An 18,935-nucleotide genomic window follows, 5' to 3' on the forward strand; every position below is an offset into this window, starting at 1 on the left:
CGCAGACCGGGGGACGGCGGCCACTACATCCTCAGCGACGAATCACCGGGTCAGTAGCGGTAGTGCTCGGGCTTGTACGGGCCTTCGACGTCGACGCCGATGTACTCTGCCTGATCCTTCGTGAGCTTGGTCAGCGTGCCACCGAGTGCCTCGACGTGGATCTTGGCGACCTTCTCGTCGAGGTGCTTCGGGAGGCGGTAGACCTCGTTGTCGTACTCGTCCGGCTTCGTCCACAGTTCGATCTGCGCGATGACCTGGTTGGAGAAGCTGTTGCTCATCACGAACGACGGGTGGCCCGTCGCGTTGCCGAGGTTGAGCAGGCGGCCTTCGGACAGCACGATGATCGAGTGGCCGTCGGCGAACGTGAACTCGTCGACCTGCGGCTTGATGTTGATCCGCGTGACGTCGCCGGACTTCTCGAGGCCGGCCATGTCGATCTCGTTGTCGAAGTGACCGATGTTGCCCAGGATGGCCTGATGCTTCATGGCCTTCATGTGCTCGAACGTGATGATGTCCTTGTTACCGGTGGACGTGATCACGATGTCGGCCCAGCCGATGGCCTGCTCGACTGTCTTGACCTCGAAGCCGTCCATCAGCGCCTGCAGGGCGTTGATGGGGTCGACCTCGGTGACCGCGACGCGAGCGCCCTGGCCGCGAAGTGCCTCGGCACAACCCTTGCCGACGTCTCCGTAACCGCAGACCAGCGCAGCCTTGCCGCCGATCAGAACGTCGGTGCCGCGGTTGATGCCGTCGAGCAGCGAGTGGCGCGTGCCGTACTTGTTGTCGAACTTGCTCTTGGTGACCGAGTCGTTGACGTTGATAGCGGGGAACGTGAGTTCACCGGCAGCGGCAACCTGGTACAGGCGCAGAACGCCCGTGGTGGTCTCCTCGGTGACGCCCTGGACGGACTCGGCGATTGCCGTCCACTTGCCCTTGTCGGACTCGAGGGACTGACGCAGAAGTGCAAGGAAGACCTTGTACTCGTCGGAATCCTGGTCGTCGTCCGTCGGCGGGACGACGCCGGCCTTCTCGAACTGTGCGCCCTTGAGCACCAGCATGGTGGCGTCGCCGCCATCGTCGAGAATCATGTTGGCAGGCTCACCCGGCCAGGTCAGCATCTGCTCGGCTGCCCACCAGTACTCTTCGAGGGTTTCACCCTTCCAGGCGAAAACCGGAACGCCCTTGGGCTCTTCCGGGGTGCCGTGCGGACCGACGACGATGGCGGCGGCAGCGTGATCCTGCGTGGAGAAGATGTTGCATGAAGCCCAGCGGACCTCGGCGCCGAGCGCGGTCAGCGTCTCGATCAGCACCGCGGTCTGAATGGTCATGTGCAGCGAGCCGGAAACGCGAGCGCCCTTGAGCGGCAACACCTCTGCGTATTCGCGACGAAGCGCCATGAGGCCGGGCATCTCGTGCTCTGCCAGACGGATTTCCTTGCGACCGAACTCCGCGAGCGAAAGATCTGCAACTTTGAAGTCGATGCCGTTACGGCTCTCGGCCACGGGCGTTGTTGAAACTGAGGTCGTCATCTGCCTCTCCTGGTTGACGTGCATACTCTGCACAAGCCTATCGGTGTACCAGGCTATCGGTTAGACGCCCTCTCCCGCCCGCCCCTCTACTGCGCGGCCCTCGCGCGCCACGTCGATGAACGGCCCGAGCAGTATGCCCAGATCCTCCGCCACCGAAGCCTCGGACTCCGGCGGCATCGAAATGTAGCTCAGCCCGAGACGCGCAATCGCCCTGGCCAGAATTCCGGCGTCGGCGGGTGACGCCTGAATCCACCCTCGCTGGAAACTCTCCGCAAGCCGCGACGACGCGCGCTCGATGATGACCGCACTGTCGGTGGTGATCAGGCGAAGCAGGTCCGGCTTGGCCTCACCGGTGAGCAGAGAGATCACCAACGGGTCGGTTGCACTGGAGGCGAAAAACGATCCGAAACCCGCCGTCAACGCCTCGACTGCACGTCCGTCGTTCGCCACCATGGCCTCGTCCACCGCGTCGACGAAGCCGTCAGCAAGGCGAAGCGCGTACGCCTCGGCAAGCCCTTGCCTCGAGCCGAACTCGTTGTAGAGCGTCTGACGACTCACACCGGCATGCTTGGCCAGAACCGTCAGCGTCACCTCGGACCAGTCGCGCTCGGTCAACAACTCACGCATCGAATCGAGCACCGACGTACGCAGCAGCAGGCGCGACGCTTCTTTCTGCGGCAGACGAGTGGGCGTCGAAGTCATGGTGACGACACTACCGCCGCACCTAGGTCCGTTCGACGCCGACGCATCTCACCGTCGTTCGACCTCAACCATGAAGAAGTCGCTCTTCGCCGCCCCGCAGTCCGGGCAACTCCAGTCTTCGGGAATGTCGTCCCAGCGAGTGCCCGGTTCGATACCGTCCTCCGGCCAGCCGACTGCCTCGTCGTACTCGAAGCCGCATTGCGCGCACTGATACAGCTTGTAGTCGTTCATGATTCACTCCCCGCCGTTGCCGGCATCGGCTCGAAGTCCAGCTTTTCCCTCACGCCGCAGTCCGGACAGCACCAGTCGTCCGGCACGGCATCCCACGGCGTGCCCGCCGGAAACCCTTCTCGTGGTGCACCCTTCGATTCGTCGTAGACGTATTCACAGACCGGGCATCGATAGCTGCTCATCACGCTGCTCCGTACCGAGCAAGGATGCGATCACGCTTGGACGGCTGAACGTTGACGCGGGTGATGTCGCCGCCGTAGTGCGCAAGGACTTTGGGATCCATCACTTTTCGCCACAGCGGTGGAACGTAGGCGAGGATGATCATGCTCGCGTACCCACTGGGCAGGTTGGGCGCACCGTCCATGCTTCGAAGCGTCTGATAACGACGCGTCGGGTTCGCGTGATGATCGCTGTGACGCTGGAGGTGATACAGGAAGATGTTGGTGCAGATGTGATCACTGTTCCAACTGTGCTCCGGTGCTGCACGCTCGTACCGCCCGCTGTCCAGACGACGACGCTTCAGTCCGTAATGTTCGAGGTAGTTGACGGTTTCGAGTAGGCAGAATCCGAACACGGCCTGCAGCACCAGGAACGGCAGTACCGAGAGGCCGAAGACGGCGACGAGGACACCGAACAGTACGACGGACATCAACCACGAATGCAGGACGTCGTTGCGAATTGTCCACGGCTTCTTACCCAGTCGATCGAGTCTGGCCTTTTCCAGGGACCACGACGAGCGCAGAGATCCCCACACACTGCGCGGCAGGAAGGTCCAGAAGCTCTCACCGAAGCGAGACGACGCCGGATCCTCGGGCGTGGCGACGCGCACGTGGTGTCCACGATTGTGCTCGATGTAGAAGTGGCCGTAAAACGACTGCGCCAGAGTGATCTTCGACAACCAGCGTTCGAGATCGTCCTTCTTGTGACCGAGCTCGTGTGCGGTGTTGATCCCGATTCCTGCGACACAACCGATACTGATCGCCAGACCGATCTTGGAGATCAGCCCAAGTCCCCCGTCGATTCCGAGCCAGGACAGATCGGTCGCCGACCAGAGGTAGCAGGCCAGGACCAGGCTGACCAACTGGAACGGTATGTAGATGTAGGTGCAATACCGGTAGTACTTGTCGTTCTCGAGGCGCTCCATCATTTCGTCCGGCGGATTCTCGCCGTCCGGGCCGAAGAAGATGTCGAGGATCGGGAGCAGGATGTAGACGAGAAGCGGCCCGATCCACCACCACACCGGCGAGACCGCATTCCATCCGAGACTGTTGAACAACGCGACCAATCCGACGGCGATGAAGACCGCCGTCGGCGGCACGAGGCCGAGCAGCCAGAGGTATCTCTTCTTGTCACGCCACTGCTCGGGCGGGAGCGTCTGGCCGGATTGCGAGTCCACGTGCGTCGACACGGTCTACCTCCTCGATTCGGACCGACCCGAAAACTGTGAGTCAGTTCACTATGAGGTAGACAGTACTACTGATTTTGTACAAGTGATAGACAAATCATAAACTTTGTACATCTACTCGATTTCGCCGCGTTCACGCTTCCCGATCATCGAATGCTGCCTGCTGTAGGCAAAATAGATGACAACGCCGAGGGCCATCCAGACCACGAACCTCATCCAGGTCTCCACCGACAGGTTGAACATCAGCCACAGACACGCGAGGACGGCCAGAATCGGGACCAGCGGGACCAGCGGCACCCTGAATCCGCGAGGTAGGTCGGGACGCGTCCGACGGAGCACGAGAACCCCGATCGAGACGAGAACAAAAGCGAACAGTGTGCCGATGTTGACCATTTCCTCGAGGGTGCCGATCGGAAAAACGCCGGCGAGCACCGCGACCACGACGCCGACCAAGATCGTGATCCGCACAGGGGTTCCGTGCTTGCCGGTCGGTGCCAGGCGTCGTGGCATCAGACCGTCGCGTGCCATCGCGAAGAGCACCCTGGTCTGCCCGAGCATCAGCACCATCACCACTGTCGTGAGACCGGCCAAAGCGCCGAACGAGATGACGTTTTTCGCCCACGTGATGTCGTGGAAAGCGAATGCCGTTGCCAGGTTGGAGGTATCGCCCTCGAGCTCGGTGTATTTCACCATCCCCGTCAGCACCAGTGTCACCGCCACGTACAGAACCGTGACGATCAGGAGAGAACCCAGGATGCCGCGTGGCAGCGCCTTCTGCGGCTCCTTCGCCTCCTCCGCCGTCGTGGCGACGACGTCGAAGCCGATGAACGCGAAGAACACCAGACTGGCTGCCGCGAGCAATCCGTACCACCCGAACGTGCTGCCACCGGCCCCGGTCACGTACGAGAACAACGACTGGTGGATGCCCTCTCCCGTCGAGCCCGGCTCCGACGGCGGAATGTACGGCGAGTAGTTGTCGGTGTCGATGTAGAACAGACCGACGATGATCACCAGCAACACCACCGCGACCTTGATCGCCGTGATCACCAGTGACACCCTCGACGAGAGTTTTGTGCCGGTCGCGAGCAGGATCGTGATGACAGCGATCACCAGCACCGCACCCCAGTCGAAGGATATCGGCCCCAACTCGACGATCGGGCTGCGTGAGCCCATCACTTCGCCGAGGTACAGCGACCAGCCTTTGGCGACCACCGAAGACGCCAAGGCGAATTCGAGGATGAGATCCCAGCCGATGATCCAGGCGACGAATTCGCCGAACGTCGCGTACGAGAACGTGTACGCGCTACCGGCAACCGGGACCGTCGACGCGAATTCGGCGTAACACAGCGCTGCCAGTCCGCAGGCGATGGCGGCAATGACGAACGCGAGCGAGACCGACGGCCCGGCGACATTTCCCGCCGTCCGAGCCGTGAGTGTGAAGATGCCCGCACCGATGACGACTGCGACACCGAACACCGTGAGATCCCACGAGTTCAGTTCTTTCCGGAGTTTGGTTTCCGGCTCGTCGGTGTCCTTGATGGACTGCTCGATCGATTTGGTTCGAAACAGCTTCGACCGTCCAGATCCGGCCTGCTCGTCCTTGACAGCCATTGCCGCCTCCTTGCTGGGGACCAGCAGGTCCCACCATGGGCAAGTAGAGAGATGGCATCAGCCTAAGCCCGCAGGCGCAGCTTTGTTCAGGGTTTGTCGGGAGCCTGTAGATCTGTTTCAGGGCGATCTCCTGCGCTGAGACGATCCAGGTCCGGCTCGAGGTAGATCACCCGCGCCGCAGGCACTGCAGCGCGCACGCGAGACTCGGCCTCGTCGATCGCCGTCGCCACGTCCGAGATCGTCGATCCGATCGGCACCGCAACCTTGGCAGCAACAAGGATCTCCTCGGGACCGAGGTACTGCGTCTTGCAATGAATGACGCGTTCGATACGAGTTCCGTCGACCAGGGCGTTGAGGATCAGTTCGGTCTCCACCGCCGTTGCGCCCTCACCGATCAGCAGCGACTGCATTTCGATGATCAGAATGATCGCGATGATGCCGAGCAGGACACCGATGTACAGAGTTCCGATGCCGTCGAAGACCGGATTTCCGGTCACCATCGTGAGGCCGACGCCGCCGAGTGCAAGGACGAGACCGATCAATGCGCCGGTGTCCTCGAGCAGCACAACCGGGAGTTCCGGGCTACGAGAGGTTCGGATGAAGTTCCACCACGACGCATTTCCCTTGAGCGGTCGTGATTCCTTCGCTGCGGTCCGGAAGCTGTAGCCCTCCAGACAAATCGCTATGACAAGAATCGCGATTGCCACGAAAGCCGAATTGAGTTCTTCCGGATGTTGAATCTTGTGAATACCCTCGTAAATCGCGAACAGCGAACCGAGGGTGAAGAGCACCAGTGCAACGACGAACGAATAGAAGTATCGGTTGCGCCCGTAGCCGAACGGGTGCAGTTGATCCGCGTCACGTTCTGCCTTCTTCTGCCCCAGGAGCAGCAAACCCTGATTGGACGTGTCGGCCACCGAGTGCACCGATTCGGCGAGCATCGACGACGATCCGGTGATCAAGAATCCGGCGAACTTGGCTACGGCAATTCCGGCATTGGCTCCGAGGGCCGCCAGAATTGCCTTCTTGCCACCATGAGCCGACACAATGTCTCCTAGTTTCCGACTACAGCACTGAAAACCTGCGCAGTCGGGGTCCGTGTGCTCAGGTGTATCGCGGGCTCGTCGGCAGCGATCCACGCCGCTCGGCCTCGATCGAGGTCGAGAGTGTCAGTGCCGCACGTCGCAGTGACCGCGCCGTCGGTGCAGATCAGAATCCGCGGGCCTGAAGCGTCGACGACGATGTCCGTGGAATTCGCGTCGAACTCCAGACGCGTCAAACGAAATTCGGGCGCCGGCGTGACGTACTCGTATCTACCCGATCCTGACTGACCTGATCCTGATGACGGGGCCGGATCGAGCACTTCGATATCGGCCCCGACGAAGTCCAGAACCCTCAGCAATTCGGGCACGTCGACGTGCTTCGGTGTCAGCCCACCACGCAGAACGTTGTCGGAGTTGGCCATGATCTCGACCGCGAGTCCATGAAGATACGCGTGGAGATTTCCCGCAGCGAGAAACAGTCCTTGGCCGGGCTCGAGGGTGACGCGGTTGAGCAGCAGTGCCGCCAGAACACCGGCGTCGCCGGGGTACGCCTCGCTCAATTCCAGCGCGGTGCGGATCTCGGTCACGAATTCGGCGTCGTGGTGCGCGACGTAGGTGATGCACCCGGCAAGTACGGCAGGGAGCAAGGTCCCGAGCACCGTGGACGGCAGCGTGATCCATGTCGTGAACAACGCCCGCAGTCCGTCGGAATCGGGTTGGCCTTCGAGCAGACCAATGTACGGCTCCAACTCGTCGACGGCCAGAGCGCGCAGCAGTTTGACAGTCCGCGTCGGCTCGCGGAATCCGGCAAGCGCTTCGAATCTGCTGAGCGCGACAACGAGTTCGGGCTTGTGGCTGCCGTCCTTGTAGTTGCGAATCGGCGATTCCATGGGAACGCCGAGTGCGTTCTCACGACGAAAACCCTCGTCGGCTTGAACGGCGCTGGGGTGCGCTTGAAGCGACAGCGGTTCTTCCGCCGCAAGCAGCTTGAGCAGGAATGGGAGTCGCTCACCGAATGCCTCGAGGTTCTCACGGCCGAGTTCGCGTTCGGGTTCGCGGTGCAGGACCTCGAGCAACGACTCGCTTCCGGATTCGGTGATCACGCGCGCCGGGTCACCCGGGTGCGCGCCCAACCACAATTCCGCTTCGGGATGATTCGACGGAGTCGAAAGACCGCGTAGTTCGGCAATTGCCGTTCGCGAGCCCCACGCGTAAGAACGAAGTGCACCTTCGAGTTCACGCACTTACTTCGCACCGCCTGTCAACTGCACGTACGCCGCGGCCATGTCTACTCGAGACGCCAACACGAATACCTGCTCCATCTCCGATATGACCACGTTGGTCTGGTCTTCGTCTGCCGCAACCACCAGGTCGGCGTCAGCCAGTGCGTCCATCCGGCGCCTCGCCTCCCCGCGCGTGGATTCGGTCGCGAAGACGAACGCCCGCGCCGGCGGGGTCGGCAGCGCGCCGTCGAGTTGCGGATCGTGAAAGAAGGGGTCGTGAAACACCGAATCACGTGAAGCTGCGTCCGGCGCGAACAGTGCTCGCGCCGAACGAATCACCTCGGACATCTCGGCGGCAGCGGCGTTCACGCCGGAGCTCATCAGCGCAACGCTCGAGAACTCTGCGAGTGCTGTTGTCACGGAACCACTTCCACACAGAACGACTCGCCGGCCGCTCATCCTGGTGGCCAACGACTTGGCCGGGTTGTGGAATACCTCGTTGGCCGGTCCGTCCCGCAGCGCCTCCGCATCAACTGCGTCGGCGATTCGACCGAGCACCGTCGAACGGTCCTCGATCGATCCCTTGCCCTCGATTTCGGCGGCAACCGCGAGGAAGACGGCGAGGAACCGCGTCATCGTGTGCCGGGGCGAGGCGTAGAGCCGCGGCGGCAAGGGCATGGTGCGCCCGGCCGCCACGGCTCGCATGGGCCCCTCGTCGGGAACGGCGACAACAACCTCGGCGCCGCGGCGTACGGCACTGTCAACGGATTCGACGAGGCGTGGATCACCGGCATCGTCACCGGCGACGACGATCACGTCCAACGGCCCGGCCCACGACGGCGTCCGGTCGAGTACGAGGAGCGGGCAACCGACCGAATCTCCGACGAGAGCAAGCGCGATCCTGGCTCCGTGCCGGGCGCCACCCGCGCCGGCGATCAGTACGACGCTGCGCGGACGCAGACCGGCCAATCGGGAGATCACACCCTCGCCGACGGCCGATGCGGTCGCCCGAATCTGTGCGCCGCCCATGGCTACAGACCGCAGTAGCCCTTCCGAATCGGCAGCTGACAAACCCTCGCTGTCGTCGAGGTCGAGAAGCGGCATCGGCGCTGTCATCTCACCGCACCCCCTTCTCCGTTAGCAGTTCCCGCACCATCCAGCATTCCAGCTCCACGCGGTCCGTGGTGGCAAAGCCCTCGTTCCCGAGGCCGTGGTTCCTGAGATAGTCCCCCAACTATCCCAGGGCTTCGGCTCACCGACAAACCGATCAGACTCGGATTCAAGCCCGGACGATCGCCAGAATTTCGTTCACCAATGCGTCGACATCGGCGGACGTGGGTGCTTCGACGTTGAGTCGCAGCAGCGGTTCGGTGTTGGACGCGCGCAAGTTGAACCAGGCATTTCCCTCGAGACTGACCGTGACACCGTCGAGGCGATCCACCGACTCGGTGCGGTCGGCAAATGCCGCCAGTACAGCGGCCGTACGATCTGCCGCGTCAGCCACGGTGGAGTTGATCTCGCCCGAGGCCGCGTAGCGGGTGTACTCCGCCATCAACTCGGAGAGCGGACGATCCTGCTCGCCCAGTGCCGCGAGTACGTGCAGCGCCGCGAGCATGCCGGAGTCGGCGCCCCAGAAGTCGCGGAAGTAGTAGTGAGCGGAGTGCTCGCCGCCGAACACCGCACCGGTCTCGGCCATCTCCTGCTTGATGAACGAGTGGCCGACTCGGGTACGAATAGCGACGCCGCCGAGTTCTTCGACCAGTTCGGGCACTGCCCGTGACGTGATCAGGTTGTGGATGATCGACGCGCCCGGTTCCTTCGCGAGTTCGCGCTTGGCGACAAGTGCCGTCACCGCGGACGGCGAGACCGGGTCGCCCTTCTCGTCTACGACGAAGCAACGGTCCGCGTCACCGTCGAACGCCAAGCCGATGTCCGCTCCGGTTTCGCGCACGTCGGCCTGCAGGTCGACGAGGTTGGCCGGATCGAGCGGATTGGCTTCGTGGTTGGGGAACGTGCCGTCGAGCTCGAAGTAGAGCGGCAGGACGTCGAGGGGCATCGGCCCGAATACGGCCGGCGCGGTATGGCCGCCCATACCGTTGCCTGCATCGACTGCGACCTTCAGCGGGCGCAACGCAGCCAGGTCGACCAATCCGCGGAGGTAGCTCGCGTATTCCTCGAGGACGTCCTTGGTGCTGGCGGTGCCTGCCGGTCCGTCGTACGCGGGAACACCCGAGACGACCTCGGCAGAGATGACTGCGAGGCCGGTGTCCTGACCGACCGGCTTGGCGCCGGCCCGACACATCTTGATGCCGTTGTACTTGGCGGGATTGTGGCTCGCCGTGAACATCGCGCCCGGGCAGTTCAGCAAACCGGATGCAAAGTAGAGCTCGTCGGTCGACGCCAATCCGATGTAAACGACGTCGAGCCCTTGAGCAAGCACGCCGTCACCGAAAGCCGAAGACAGTGTGGGCGACGATGCGCGCATGTCGTAGCCGATCACAACCGTCGTGGCGGCGCCGGCCTCGTCGCGGACCAGGCGGGCGAACGACGCACCGACGTCGCGGACAAAATCTTCGTCGATCTGCTCACCGACCACACCGCGTACGTCGTACGCCTTGATGATTGCAGCAACCGACTCGGCTGTTCGCCCCACTGAAAACTCTCCTTGTGCATGCACCCTCACAGACGGGAACGTCCGGGCGCATGGCGTCCGGAGATTCGCAGTACTCGGGTGTGGAAGTACTCGGTCGAGCCTAGCGTCTACGGCGACGAATCTCGCGTCAGTTGGACGGGTCGGGCAGAACGCGTAGGTGTCCACGACGCCCTGTACGGGCAGTACTCGGAGCTGCGGGACGTATGTCCTCATCTGCATCGACGTTGGACTTGCTGCGATCTCCGAGACCGGCCTCACGTACAGCTTCAGCCAAAGCGGTCAGATCGTCTTCGTCGGGAGTACTCGACGCGAATCCGCCTTCGTGGCGGACGAGTTCCCACCCCTTGGGGGCGGTGATTCGAGAGCCGTGAGTGTCACACAAATCCCATGAATGGGGCTCGGCGACGGTTGCCAGCGGCCCGACAACCGCAGTGGAGTCCGAGTAGACATAAGTAAGCGTCGCGACGGCGGGGTTCTTGCACCCGGGGCGGCAGCAGCGACGCAGAGATCTCACAGGTACGGAGCCTAGCCCTCCCCACGTCCGGAACCTACTCGGACACACCGAGCAGTTTCTCCTGTCGTAATCTGGCGCCATGCCACAAGCCCGCCGCCGACGCTCGGTCACTACTCGTTCCATCGAGCGACACGGCCGTGGCCTGCGCGGACCGCTACTTCCCCCGGAGGTGCCCGCCAGGCGTACCCGCGCGGAGAAGTTCGATCTCCTGGTGCTCGACGCCTTCTCTCCCGTCGACCTCGCATGGCACGACCGGCTGACGAAACTCGACATCGCAGTGGACGAAGTTCCGAAGATTCACGCGCACGATCCGGAGTCCGTCACATGGCCGCCGGAGGTCATCGCAGACGGCCCGGTTCCACTGTCACGACTGATTCCGGCCGGAATCGACCGTCACGGAAATACGACTCGCGCAAGAATTGTGCTGTTTCGCCGCCCATTGGAGCAGCGAGCGAAGGATCCGGAAGAACTCACGGATCTGGTGCACGACGTGTTGGTCCATCAAGTCGGCACGTATCTGGGCGTCGACCCACAGGTCATCGACCCCACGCTGCCCGACGAGGACTGATACTGCCCGACGAGGACTGACGCACTGTCAGACGAAAAAACTGATGTCACACGAAGAAGTAAATCCACACGAAGAACAAAACAGTCGTTGCTTGACCTGCAATTCCCCGTTGCAGGTCAGACTTTCGAAGACCGCCCGTCAGCCCCGACGCTGACAGAACCGATTCAGCAGCAGATCAGATGATCCCCCGCTTGAGTCGCCGACGCTCGCGCTCGGACAACCCTCCCCAGATTCCGAACCGTTCGTCGTTCGCGAGCGCGTACTCGAGGCACTCGTCACGAACTTCACAACCGAGGCAGATCCGTTTTGCTTCCCTCGTCGATCCTCCCTTTTCAGGAAAGAAGGCTTCGGGATCGGTCTGCGCGCAGAGAGCACGCTCCTGCCACTGATCCTCGATGGTGTCGAACAATTCTTCGAAGCCGGTGACGAGACTCAGCACTGGCCGAGTACTCATACCGTCGAACTCACTGCTGCAGGCACCTTCTGCTGCGCCTGCTCGGGAATCGGTCTGCGGTTCGTCGCTTACTGTCATTGCGAGAGAACTGATCTCGACATTTTCATTGGGCATCGTTCCGCCTCCTCACCTGTAATAGCGCAGAATTTTCACTCCATCTTCAACCCCACCCCGTCGACCGTTCGAAACTGTGTTCGAAACCGGCCCCGCTGCAAGTGAACTCACAAGTAGCGGTTGGAATGACACATTTGAGATTACACACGTCCAGCGTGTCGCGGTCAAGCTAAACGAGATGAATCCATTAGTATTCCGGCCCTCAATTGACGGGACCTTCTGCCCGCCAGACACGACGACGCGCCGACCGCCTAGGCTCTGTTGTCGTGAACGTGACTGTATTGGTTGGCGGCGTCGGCGGGGCCCGTTTCCTTCAAGGTGTTCAAAACGCGCTCGGAATCGCCGGTGGTGAATCCCTCGAGAAATACGAAGGCCCACATCGCATCACGGCCGTCGTCAACGTCGGGGACGACGTGTGGATGCACGGTCTGCGCATCTGCCCCGATCTGGACACTTGTATGTACACACTCGGCGGCGGCATCGACACCGAACGCGGGTGGGGGCACGCCGGCGAAACCTGGAATGCGAAAGAAGAACTCGCCGCGTACGGCGCGAAGCCGGACTGGTTCGGCCTCGGAGATCGCGATATCGCAACGCATTTGATTCGCAGCCAGATGCTCCGCACGGGATATCCGTTGTCCGCGATCACCGAAGCGTTGTGCAATCGCTGGAATCCCGGTGTCGCACTGCTTCCCGTGAGCGACGACCGCAGCGAAACACACGTCGTGATCACCGATCCGGAAGACGGTGAGCAGAAGGCGATTCATTTCCAGGAGTGGTGGGTACGCCATCGGGCACAGGTGGAAACGCACAGCTTCGCTCACGTCGGCGCCGAGCAGGCCAAGCCTGCGCCAGGGGTAGTCGAGGCGATCGACGGTGCCGACATCGTGCTGATCGCACCGTCCAATCCCGTCGTGAGCGTCGGCGCGATCCTCGCGGTGCCCGGCATTCGCGGTGCCCTGCGAACAACCGCGGCCAAGGTTGTCGGCCTCTCCCCCGTCATCGGCGGAAAACCGTTGCGCGGCATGGCTGACGAGTGCCTCGAGGTGATCGGGGTCGAGACGACTTCGGAGGCGATCGGTCGCCACTACGGAGCTCGTTCGATCAACGGTATTCTCGACGGCTGGCTCGTCGACGAAGGTGACACGGCCGACATCGACGGGGTGGACGTGCGAAGCATCCCACTTTTGATGACGTCCCCCGAAGAGACCGCCAAAATGGTTCGCACGGCTTTCGAGATCGCCGGAGTCGAACTGTGACCGAGCCCGGAACCGAAGCAAGCCGCGACAGAAATCACTCTCCCGGTGATCACTCCCCCGGCGCCGCAATCGAAGTCATTCCCGTGCTCGGGCTTCCCGAGTTCCGGCCCGGAGACGACTTGGCCACAGCTGTCGTCGACGCGACGCCGTGGCTCGAAAGCGGCGACGTCGTTGTCGTCACGAGCAAGGTGTTCTCCAAAGTCGAGGGTCGCGTCGTTTCCTCACCGACCGATCCGGAAGAGCGCGACGCGGCACGACGCCTCCTGGTGGATCAGGAAGCCGTCCGCGTCGTGGCACGCAAGGGCCGCACTCTGATCACCGAGAACAAACTCGGAATCGTGCAGGCCGCATCGGGCATCGACGGCTCCAACGTCGACGGTGCCGAATTGGCGCTACTCCCCGTGGATCCGGATGCGAGCGCTGCGGGTCTGCGCGCCCGAATTCTCGAGAGCACGGGCAAGTCCGTCGCCGTCGTCGTCACCGACACGATGGGTCGTGCGTGGCGCAACGGGCAGACCGACGCCGCAATCGGTTCCTCCGGCATTCCGGTCCTGCACGGCTACCTCGGAGCACAGGACAGTCAGGGCAACGATCTGATCGTCACCGAGATCGCGATCGCGGACGAAATCGCCGCTGCGGGCGACTTGGTCAAGGGCAAGCTGGGCGGCGTTCCCGTCGCCGTCGTTCGTGGGCTTCGGTTCGAGGACGACGGTTCGAGTGGCCAGGATCTGATTCGCCGCGGCCCGGACGATCTGTTCTGGCTGGGCACCGAGGAAGCTACGGCGATGGGCCGTGGCCAGGCGCTGCTGTTGCGTCGATCGGTCCGACAGTTCGCAAGTGATCCCGTCGACGCGGAGATCATTCGCAGCTCGATCGCCGAGGCACTCACCGCTCCCGCACCGCACCACACGAGACCGGTTCGATTCGTGTGGCTACGCACGGAGTCGGTCCGCACGGCTCTTCTCGAGCAGATGCGCGAGAAGTGGGCCGCCGATCTTCGCGCCGACGGTCGCAGTGACGAATCCGTCGAGGCCCGGGTTGCCCGCGGAAACATCCTGTTCGACGCCCCCGAGGTCGTCATTCCCTTCTGCGTGCCCGATGGCGCACACAGTTATCCGGATGCCGGACGAACCGCGGCGGAGTCGACGATGTTCACGGTCGCCGCCGGCGCGGCAGTGCAGGGACTGCTGGTCTCGTTGGCTACGCGCGGCGTGGGAAGCTGCTGGATCGGATCGACGATCTTCGCCGCCGATCTCGTACGCGAACAACTCGATCTCCCGGCGGATTGGCAGCCACTCGGTGCCATCGCAATCGGGCACCCCCTCGAACCACTGACTCCGCGCTCTGTCTCCGCCCCCGGGGACGCGTTGGTGGAGCTGTAGGTCCATGTCAGCCGAATCGCTGCACGCCTCCGCCAAGGGCGTCCTGGAGGGCTGGGAGACGTCCTCCGAAGCGGACGAATCATTGCGGCACACGATGCTCGCGTTCCTCGATTCGGCTCCGGACGGCTGCCTTCGTCGCCACGCACCGGGACACATCACCGCGTCGTCTCTCGTTCTCGACGAGAGTGGCTGCCACGTCTTGCTGACCCTGCATCCCAAGGTGGGCAGGTGGATTCAGCTCGGCGGCCACTGCGAGCCCGACGACGAGACGGTGGTAGATGCGGCATTGCGGGAAGCTCGCGAGGAGTCCGGAATTCACGACGTTCGGATAGACGCGGACCTACTCTCCGCCCACACGCATCCGATCACGTGCTCACTCGGAGTACCGACTCGCCATCTCGATCTACGGTTTCTTGTTGTGGCGCCGGACAATTCACATATCGTCCGCAGCGCAGAGTCCACCGACCTCAGATGGTGGCCGGTGGACGCGCTCCCACCTACAGCGGAACGCGAGACCATCGACCACCTGGTCGCGCTCGCCCGTCAGCGCAAGAATCAGGACTGAATCGGAGAAAGCTGGGGCTGCTTGGCGCTCACTCCGTCGCCCGACGATGTTCCCTTCACGCGCCGAGCTACCCACGGCACCAAGAACTCTCGCGCCCATTGACGATCCTCGCGACGAGTTTCGGCTTTCGTGAGGACCGGCGCAGGCCCGAGATCGGGCGGGGTCAATCCGTGTTCGACGCCGAGCACGTCGAGCACACGCGTCGCCATGTTCTCGTGCCCGGAGGGCGACATGTGGAGGCGATCCCAGTCCCACATCCGAAGGTCCTGATATTCGGAGAATCGCCAGAAGTCGACGAGGGTCGCGTCGTGGCGGTCCGCCACCTCGCGAACAAGCTCGTTGTAGATCGCCAGACGTCCGCGGAGCTTGCCGAAGAAGGCGGACCATCCGGTGTCGTACGCGGTGAACATCAGAACCCGAGCGCCGGATGCAGTGAGCTGACCGATTGCCGAATCGTAGCGGGCGACCATCGCATCGATGTCGAGCTTCGGACGCATCATGTCGTTTCCGCCGGCGTAGATGGTCACCAGATCGGGCTTCAACGCCAGAGCGGGTTCCAACTGCTCGTCGATGATCGGTCCGAGTAGGCGACCACGAATCGCCAGGTTGGCGTAGCGGAAGTCGGGATTGTTCACCGCCAGCTGCTCGGCCACTCGGTCTGCCCACCCGCGCAGACCGTTGGGGAATCGTTCGTCGGCGTCGCCGACGCCCTCGGTGAACGAGTCACCGAGGGCAACGTAACGGCTCGGAAGAGAAGTCATACCCGCCAGTATTCCAGTAGGTCAGCTAACGATCACACATCTGTGCTGAAGCGCACGCCACCGTCCGGCAGCGTCACCCCCGGCCACACGCGTGCGCCGCGCAACAATTCGCACCGCGCACCGATGTCCGCGCCGTCGCCGATGACAGCGTCGCGGACCAGCGCTCGGGGTCCGATACGGACGCCGAATCCGAGGATCGATCGTTCGACCACCGCGCCGGCTTCCACAACGGCGCCGTCGAAGAGAATTGCACCGTCGAGGCGAGCGCCTGCGCCGACTTCTGCGCCCCGACCGACAACCGTGCCGCCGATCAGGACAGCGCCCGGCGCGATTCCGGCTCCGGGGTGAACCAGCGACTCGCCGCGCGGACCTTCGAGAGCCGGCGAAGGTGCGATACCTCGCACCAGGTCGGCGGAACCGCGAACGAAGTCCTCGGGGGTTCCCATGTCACGCCAGTACGACGAGTCGACGTGGCCGAACACCCGCTTGCCCTCGGCCAGGAGATTCGGGAACACCTCGCGCTCGACCGATACCGGTCGTCCTTCGGGGATCTGTTCGATGATCTCGCGCTTGAAGACGTAGCAGCCGGCGTTGATCTGATCCGTCGGCGGATCCTGGGTCTTCTCCAGGAATGCCGAGACTCGTCCGTCCTCGTCGGTCGGAACACAACCGAATGCTCGCGGGTCTCCCACACGAACCAGATGCAGGGTCACGTCGGCGTCCGTCTTCTCGTGGGTCTCGAGAATGCCGTTCAGATCGGTGCCACCGAGCACGTCGCCGTTGAACACCATGACGTTGTCACCGCGCAACTTCGGCAGAACGTTGCGGATTCCGCCACCGGTGCCCAGCGGTTCGGTCTCGAAGACGTAGTCGATCTCGAGGCCCATCTTGGAGCCGTCGCCGAAGTAGTCCTCGAATACCTCTGCCTTGAAGGACGTTCCGAGCACGACGTGCTTGATTCCGGCTGCCTCGATGCGGGCGAGCAGGTGCGTCAGGAACGGCAGGCCGGCGGTCGGAAGCATCGGCTTGGGTGCCGACAGCGTCAGCGGACGCAGCCGAGTGCCTTTGCCGCCTACCAGGATTACGGCGTCGGTCGGATTCGGATCGGACATCATTTTCCCCCGTGGTTCGAAACTGATGGGTTGTCGGTCGAGTTGTCGGTGCGAGCGCGCTCGCGAACTGCAGAAGCTACGGCGATCTTGGATCGCACCGCGAGGCCACCGCGCAAGGCAAGTCGTAGCGGAGCCTGCCACCAGTGCGGATGGCGATCAGCCTGGAACTGGTACGCACTGCGATGATGGGCAGGCAACATCAGTTCCGGATGACGTCCTGCCGCATGGCCTTTGGCATGGGTGACGACGGCCGAGGGGACGAATACGTTGAGCCACCCGGCTTTTCCGAGGCGGTCACCGAAGTCCACGTCCTCCATGTACATGAAGTAACGAGAGTCGAAACCTGAGATGGTGTCGAAGGCGTCGCGTCGCACCAGCAGGCACGACCCGGAAAGCCACCCCACTGCACGCTCGGTGACGGCCTCGTTCTCCTGACGGTAACGAGCAGTCCACGGGTTCTTCGGCCATACGGTACCGAGCAACGCGTGCCCGACGCCCGAGGTGATGTCGGGCACCGTTCGCGCCGACGGATAGACACTGCCGTCCGGTTCGAGGACCTTCGGCCCCAGTGCACCGGCCCTTGGCCACCGATTTGCCGCAGCCACCAATTCGTCGAGTGAACCGGGTGCCCATTGGACGTCCGGGTTGGAAATCACGACGAATTCGATCGACGAATCGATCTCCGCTACAGCCCGATTTATCGCTCCCCCGTACCCGATGTTTCCGCCGGTTCGAAGCAGACGGACATGCTCGTACTTGGCATCGGCGGCCTCGGGGGCACCATCGGTCGACCCATTGTCGGCCATGATGACCTGGGGTTTTTCTGTCGTCGCCACAGCGAGCGTGCTCAAGAAATTCTCGAGATGCTCGCCTGGCGAGTAGGTCACCGTTACCACGGCCAGCTTGGGACTCACGCCGGTCAGCCTAGCCGTCCGCGGCCACTGTCCCGAACAATGCTCACGCCAGAGCGGCGTGCAGAGCCTCTCGCCACGGACGCAGCGGCGTCATTCCCGCGGTAACCCACGCGCGCTCGGACAAGACCGAATATGCCGGGCGCGGGGCAGGGCGTACGAACTCCGCACTACTGCACGGGCGCACCCGAGCAGGGTCTGCTCCGATCTCCTCGAAAACAGCTCGCGCCAACTCGTACCAACTTGCTTGCCCGCCGTTCGTCACGTGGAATGTCGACGCACCCGTGAAGTCCAGCAGCGCGAGTTCGACGATGCCGCCGGCCAGATCGACGCTGTACGTGGGTGACCCGATCTGGTCGTCCACGACGTTCACGAATTCGCGTTCGGCTTCGAGCCTTCTCATCGTGGCGACAAAATCCGTGCCGACACCGGAATACACCCACGCGGTGCGGACAACGGCCGCGTCAGCCCCCGACTCTCGAACAGCGATCTCGCCGTCCAGTTTGGTTCGGCCGTAGACCGTCGCGGGACCGGTCGGTGCATCGACGTCGTATGGCGAGCTTGCATCGCCCGGAAAGACGTAGTCCGTCGAAACGTGGATCAACCGCGAACCCGCCCGCGCACAGGCTTGCGCGAGATTCCGCGGTCCGATCTCGTTGACCGCCCTCGCCGCCTCCTGGTCGGTCTCGGCAGCATCGACGGCCGTGTACGCAGCGCAGTTGATCAGCACCGAATCAGGCGAGACGAAGTCGTCGACCGCGCGGCTGTCGGTGATGTCGAGCTCGCGGGAACCGACGGCCGTCACAGTGTGACCCGCCGACGTTGCGAGAGCATCGATACGTGTTCCGAGCTGCCCTCGGGCGCCGGTGAGCAGGATATTCGTCACACGGTTGAGTCT

The 18,935-nt window shown here is 63.0% G+C and carries 20 protein-coding genes; 4 read left to right on the forward strand and 16 right to left on the reverse strand.

Features of this window, described 5'->3' with window-relative positions:
- Nucleotides 1-50: 50 nt before the first annotated feature.
- The 11 genes from ahcY to G4D79_RS23640 form a co-directional block, all read right to left on the reverse strand.
- Nucleotides 51-1,529: an adenosylhomocysteinase gene (gene ahcY, locus G4D79_RS23590; RefSeq protein WP_003940766.1), complete on the reverse strand. Its 1,479-nt coding sequence runs from the start codon at nt 1,527-1,529 to the stop codon at nt 51-53.
- A gap of 60 nt (nt 1,530-1,589) precedes the next feature.
- Nucleotides 1,590-2,231: a TetR family transcriptional regulator gene (locus G4D79_RS23595; RefSeq protein ID WP_003941024.1), complete on the reverse strand. Its 642-nt coding sequence runs from the start codon at nt 2,229-2,231 to the stop codon at nt 1,590-1,592.
- A gap of 48 nt (nt 2,232-2,279) precedes the next feature.
- Nucleotides 2,280-2,462 (reverse strand): rubredoxin, encoded by a 183-nt coding sequence (locus G4D79_RS23600; RefSeq protein ID WP_003940894.1) that lies wholly within the window; start codon nt 2,460-2,462, stop codon nt 2,280-2,282.
- Complete coding sequence (locus G4D79_RS23605; protein WP_003940827.1) at nt 2,459-2,644, reverse strand: rubredoxin; 186 nt, start codon at nt 2,642-2,644, stop codon at nt 2,459-2,461. Before G4D79_RS23605 ends, G4D79_RS23600 begins: the two co-directional genes overlap by 4 nt.
- Nucleotides 2,644-3,870, reverse strand: coding sequence for an alkane 1-monooxygenase (locus tag G4D79_RS23610; protein WP_214514445.1), 1,227 nt, complete (start codon nt 3,868-3,870; stop codon nt 2,644-2,646). Before G4D79_RS23610 ends, G4D79_RS23605 begins: the two co-directional genes overlap by 1 nt.
- Before the next feature lie 111 nt (nt 3,871-3,981).
- Nucleotides 3,982-5,478, reverse strand: coding sequence for an amino acid permease (locus G4D79_RS23615; RefSeq protein ID WP_030535015.1), 1,497 nt, complete (start codon nt 5,476-5,478; stop codon nt 3,982-3,984).
- A gap of 86 nt (nt 5,479-5,564) precedes the next feature.
- Nucleotides 5,565-6,524 carry a cation diffusion facilitator family transporter gene (locus G4D79_RS23620; protein WP_214514446.1) on the reverse strand — a complete coding sequence of 320 codons (960 nt, stop codon included), beginning with the start codon at nt 6,522-6,524 and terminating at the stop codon, nt 5,565-5,567.
- A gap of 8 nt (nt 6,525-6,532) precedes the next feature.
- A complete protein-coding gene (gene manA / locus G4D79_RS23625) occupies nt 6,533-7,765 on the reverse strand; it encodes a mannose-6-phosphate isomerase, class I (protein WP_042922158.1) in 1,233 nt (410 codons plus the stop codon).
- On the reverse strand, nt 7,766-8,860 hold the full coding sequence (locus G4D79_RS23630) for a tobH protein (RefSeq protein WP_214514447.1): 1,095 nt from the start codon (nt 8,858-8,860) through the stop codon (nt 7,766-7,768).
- A gap of 163 nt (nt 8,861-9,023) precedes the next feature.
- Nucleotides 9,024-10,397, reverse strand: a complete 1,374-nt coding sequence (locus G4D79_RS23635; RefSeq protein WP_214514448.1) for a phosphomannomutase/phosphoglucomutase — start codon at nt 10,395-10,397, stop codon at nt 9,024-9,026.
- A gap of 127 nt (nt 10,398-10,524) precedes the next feature.
- Nucleotides 10,525-10,911 (reverse strand): DUF3499 domain-containing protein, encoded by a 387-nt coding sequence (locus G4D79_RS23640; RefSeq protein ID WP_007731177.1) that lies wholly within the window; start codon nt 10,909-10,911, stop codon nt 10,525-10,527.
- 79 nt (nt 10,912-10,990) lie between these two features.
- On the opposite strand from G4D79_RS23640, the gene G4D79_RS23645 reads away from it, so the two are divergent.
- Nucleotides 10,991-11,479, forward strand: coding sequence for a metallopeptidase family protein (locus tag G4D79_RS23645; protein ID WP_003940797.1), 489 nt, complete (start codon nt 10,991-10,993; stop codon nt 11,477-11,479).
- A 175-nt stretch (nt 11,480-11,654) separates the two neighbouring features.
- On the opposite strand, the gene G4D79_RS23650 is transcribed toward G4D79_RS23645, so the two are convergent.
- The gene (locus tag G4D79_RS23650) at nt 11,655-11,933 is read right to left on the reverse strand and encodes a WhiB family transcriptional regulator (protein WP_020907098.1); all 279 of its coding nucleotides are present in this window, start codon (nt 11,931-11,933) and stop codon (nt 11,655-11,657) included.
- Nucleotides 11,934-12,313: 380 nt separating this feature from the next.
- Here G4D79_RS23650 and cofD point away from each other — a divergent pair, with 380 nt between their 5' ends.
- The 3 genes from cofD to G4D79_RS23665 are packed head-to-tail and all read left to right on the forward strand — an operon-like array spanning nt 12,314 to nt 15,253.
- Nucleotides 12,314-13,306, forward strand: coding sequence for a 2-phospho-L-lactate transferase (gene cofD / locus G4D79_RS23655; RefSeq protein WP_003940958.1), 993 nt, complete (start codon nt 12,314-12,316; stop codon nt 13,304-13,306).
- Nucleotides 13,303-14,688 carry a coenzyme F420-0:L-glutamate ligase gene (locus G4D79_RS23660; RefSeq protein ID WP_042450117.1) on the forward strand — a complete coding sequence of 462 codons (1,386 nt, stop codon included), beginning with the start codon at nt 13,303-13,305 and terminating at the stop codon, nt 14,686-14,688. Before cofD ends, G4D79_RS23660 begins: the two co-directional genes overlap by 4 nt.
- A 4-nt stretch (nt 14,689-14,692) precedes the next feature.
- Complete coding sequence (locus G4D79_RS23665) at nt 14,693-15,253, forward strand: NUDIX hydrolase (protein WP_003940680.1); 561 nt, start codon at nt 14,693-14,695, stop codon at nt 15,251-15,253.
- Here the strand turns inward: G4D79_RS23665 and G4D79_RS23670 are convergent.
- The 4 genes from G4D79_RS23670 to rfbD are packed head-to-tail and all read right to left on the reverse strand — an operon-like array spanning nt 15,244 to nt 18,923.
- Nucleotides 15,244-16,014 carry an SGNH/GDSL hydrolase family protein gene (locus G4D79_RS23670; RefSeq protein WP_003940765.1) on the reverse strand — a complete coding sequence of 257 codons (771 nt, stop codon included), beginning with the start codon at nt 16,012-16,014 and terminating at the stop codon, nt 15,244-15,246. The two genes, G4D79_RS23665 and G4D79_RS23670, sit on opposite strands and share 10 nt — an antisense overlap.
- Nucleotides 16,015-16,046: 32 nt before the next feature.
- Nucleotides 16,047-17,129 (reverse strand): sugar phosphate nucleotidyltransferase, encoded by a 1,083-nt coding sequence (locus G4D79_RS23675; protein WP_037125580.1) that lies wholly within the window; start codon nt 17,127-17,129, stop codon nt 16,047-16,049.
- Nucleotides 17,126-18,040, reverse strand: a complete 915-nt coding sequence (locus G4D79_RS23680) for a glycosyltransferase family 2 protein (protein ID WP_003940999.1) — start codon at nt 18,038-18,040, stop codon at nt 17,126-17,128. The genes G4D79_RS23675 and G4D79_RS23680 overlap by 4 nt, the downstream gene beginning before the upstream one ends.
- Before the next feature lie 43 nt (nt 18,041-18,083).
- Nucleotides 18,084-18,923 carry a dTDP-4-dehydrorhamnose reductase gene (rfbD, locus tag G4D79_RS23685; RefSeq protein ID WP_054802243.1) on the reverse strand — a complete coding sequence of 280 codons (840 nt, stop codon included), beginning with the start codon at nt 18,921-18,923 and terminating at the stop codon, nt 18,084-18,086.
- Nucleotides 18,924-18,935 lie beyond the last annotated feature (12 nt).

The sequence above is a fragment of the Rhodococcus sp. WY5 genome, assembly GCF_018588185.1.
In the GTDB taxonomy this organism is placed as follows: Bacteria; Actinomycetota; Actinomycetes; order Mycobacteriales; family Mycobacteriaceae; genus Rhodococcus_F; species Rhodococcus_F qingshengii.

Excerpts from the sequence above, each read along its gene's own strand:
- G4D79_RS23670 (WP_003940765.1), bottom strand. The coding sequence starts at position 16,014 with ATGACTTCTCTTCCGAGCCGTTACGTTGCCCTCGGTGACTCGTTCACC.
- G4D79_RS23615 (WP_030535015.1), bottom strand. The coding sequence starts at position 5,478 with ATGGCTGTCAAGGACGAGCAGGCCGGATCTGGACGGTCGAAGCTGTTT.
- G4D79_RS23665 (WP_003940680.1), top strand. The coding sequence starts at position 14,693 with ATGTCAGCCGAATCGCTGCACGCCTCCGCCAAGGGCGTCCTGGAGGGC.
- G4D79_RS23675 (WP_037125580.1), bottom strand. The coding sequence starts at position 17,129 with ATGATGTCCGATCCGAATCCGACCGACGCCGTAATCCTGGTAGGCGGC.
- G4D79_RS23650 (WP_020907098.1), bottom strand. The coding sequence starts at position 11,933 with ATGAGTACTCGGCCAGTGCTGAGTCTCGTCACCGGCTTCGAAGAATTG.
- G4D79_RS23600 (WP_003940894.1), bottom strand. The coding sequence starts at position 2,462 with ATGAACGACTACAAGCTGTATCAGTGCGCGCAATGCGGCTTCGAGTAC.
- G4D79_RS23595 (WP_003941024.1), bottom strand. The coding sequence starts at position 2,231 with ATGACTTCGACGCCCACTCGTCTGCCGCAGAAAGAAGCGTCGCGCCTG.
- ahcY (WP_003940766.1), bottom strand. The coding sequence starts at position 1,529 with ATGACGACCTCAGTTTCAACAACGCCCGTGGCCGAGAGCCGTAACGGC.
- G4D79_RS23645 (WP_003940797.1), top strand. The coding sequence starts at position 10,991 with ATGCCACAAGCCCGCCGCCGACGCTCGGTCACTACTCGTTCCATCGAG.
- G4D79_RS23605 (WP_003940827.1), bottom strand. The coding sequence starts at position 2,644 with ATGAGCAGCTATCGATGCCCGGTCTGTGAATACGTCTACGACGAATCG.
- G4D79_RS23630 (WP_214514447.1), bottom strand. The coding sequence starts at position 8,860 with ATGACAGCGCCGATGCCGCTTCTCGACCTCGACGACAGCGAGGGTTTG.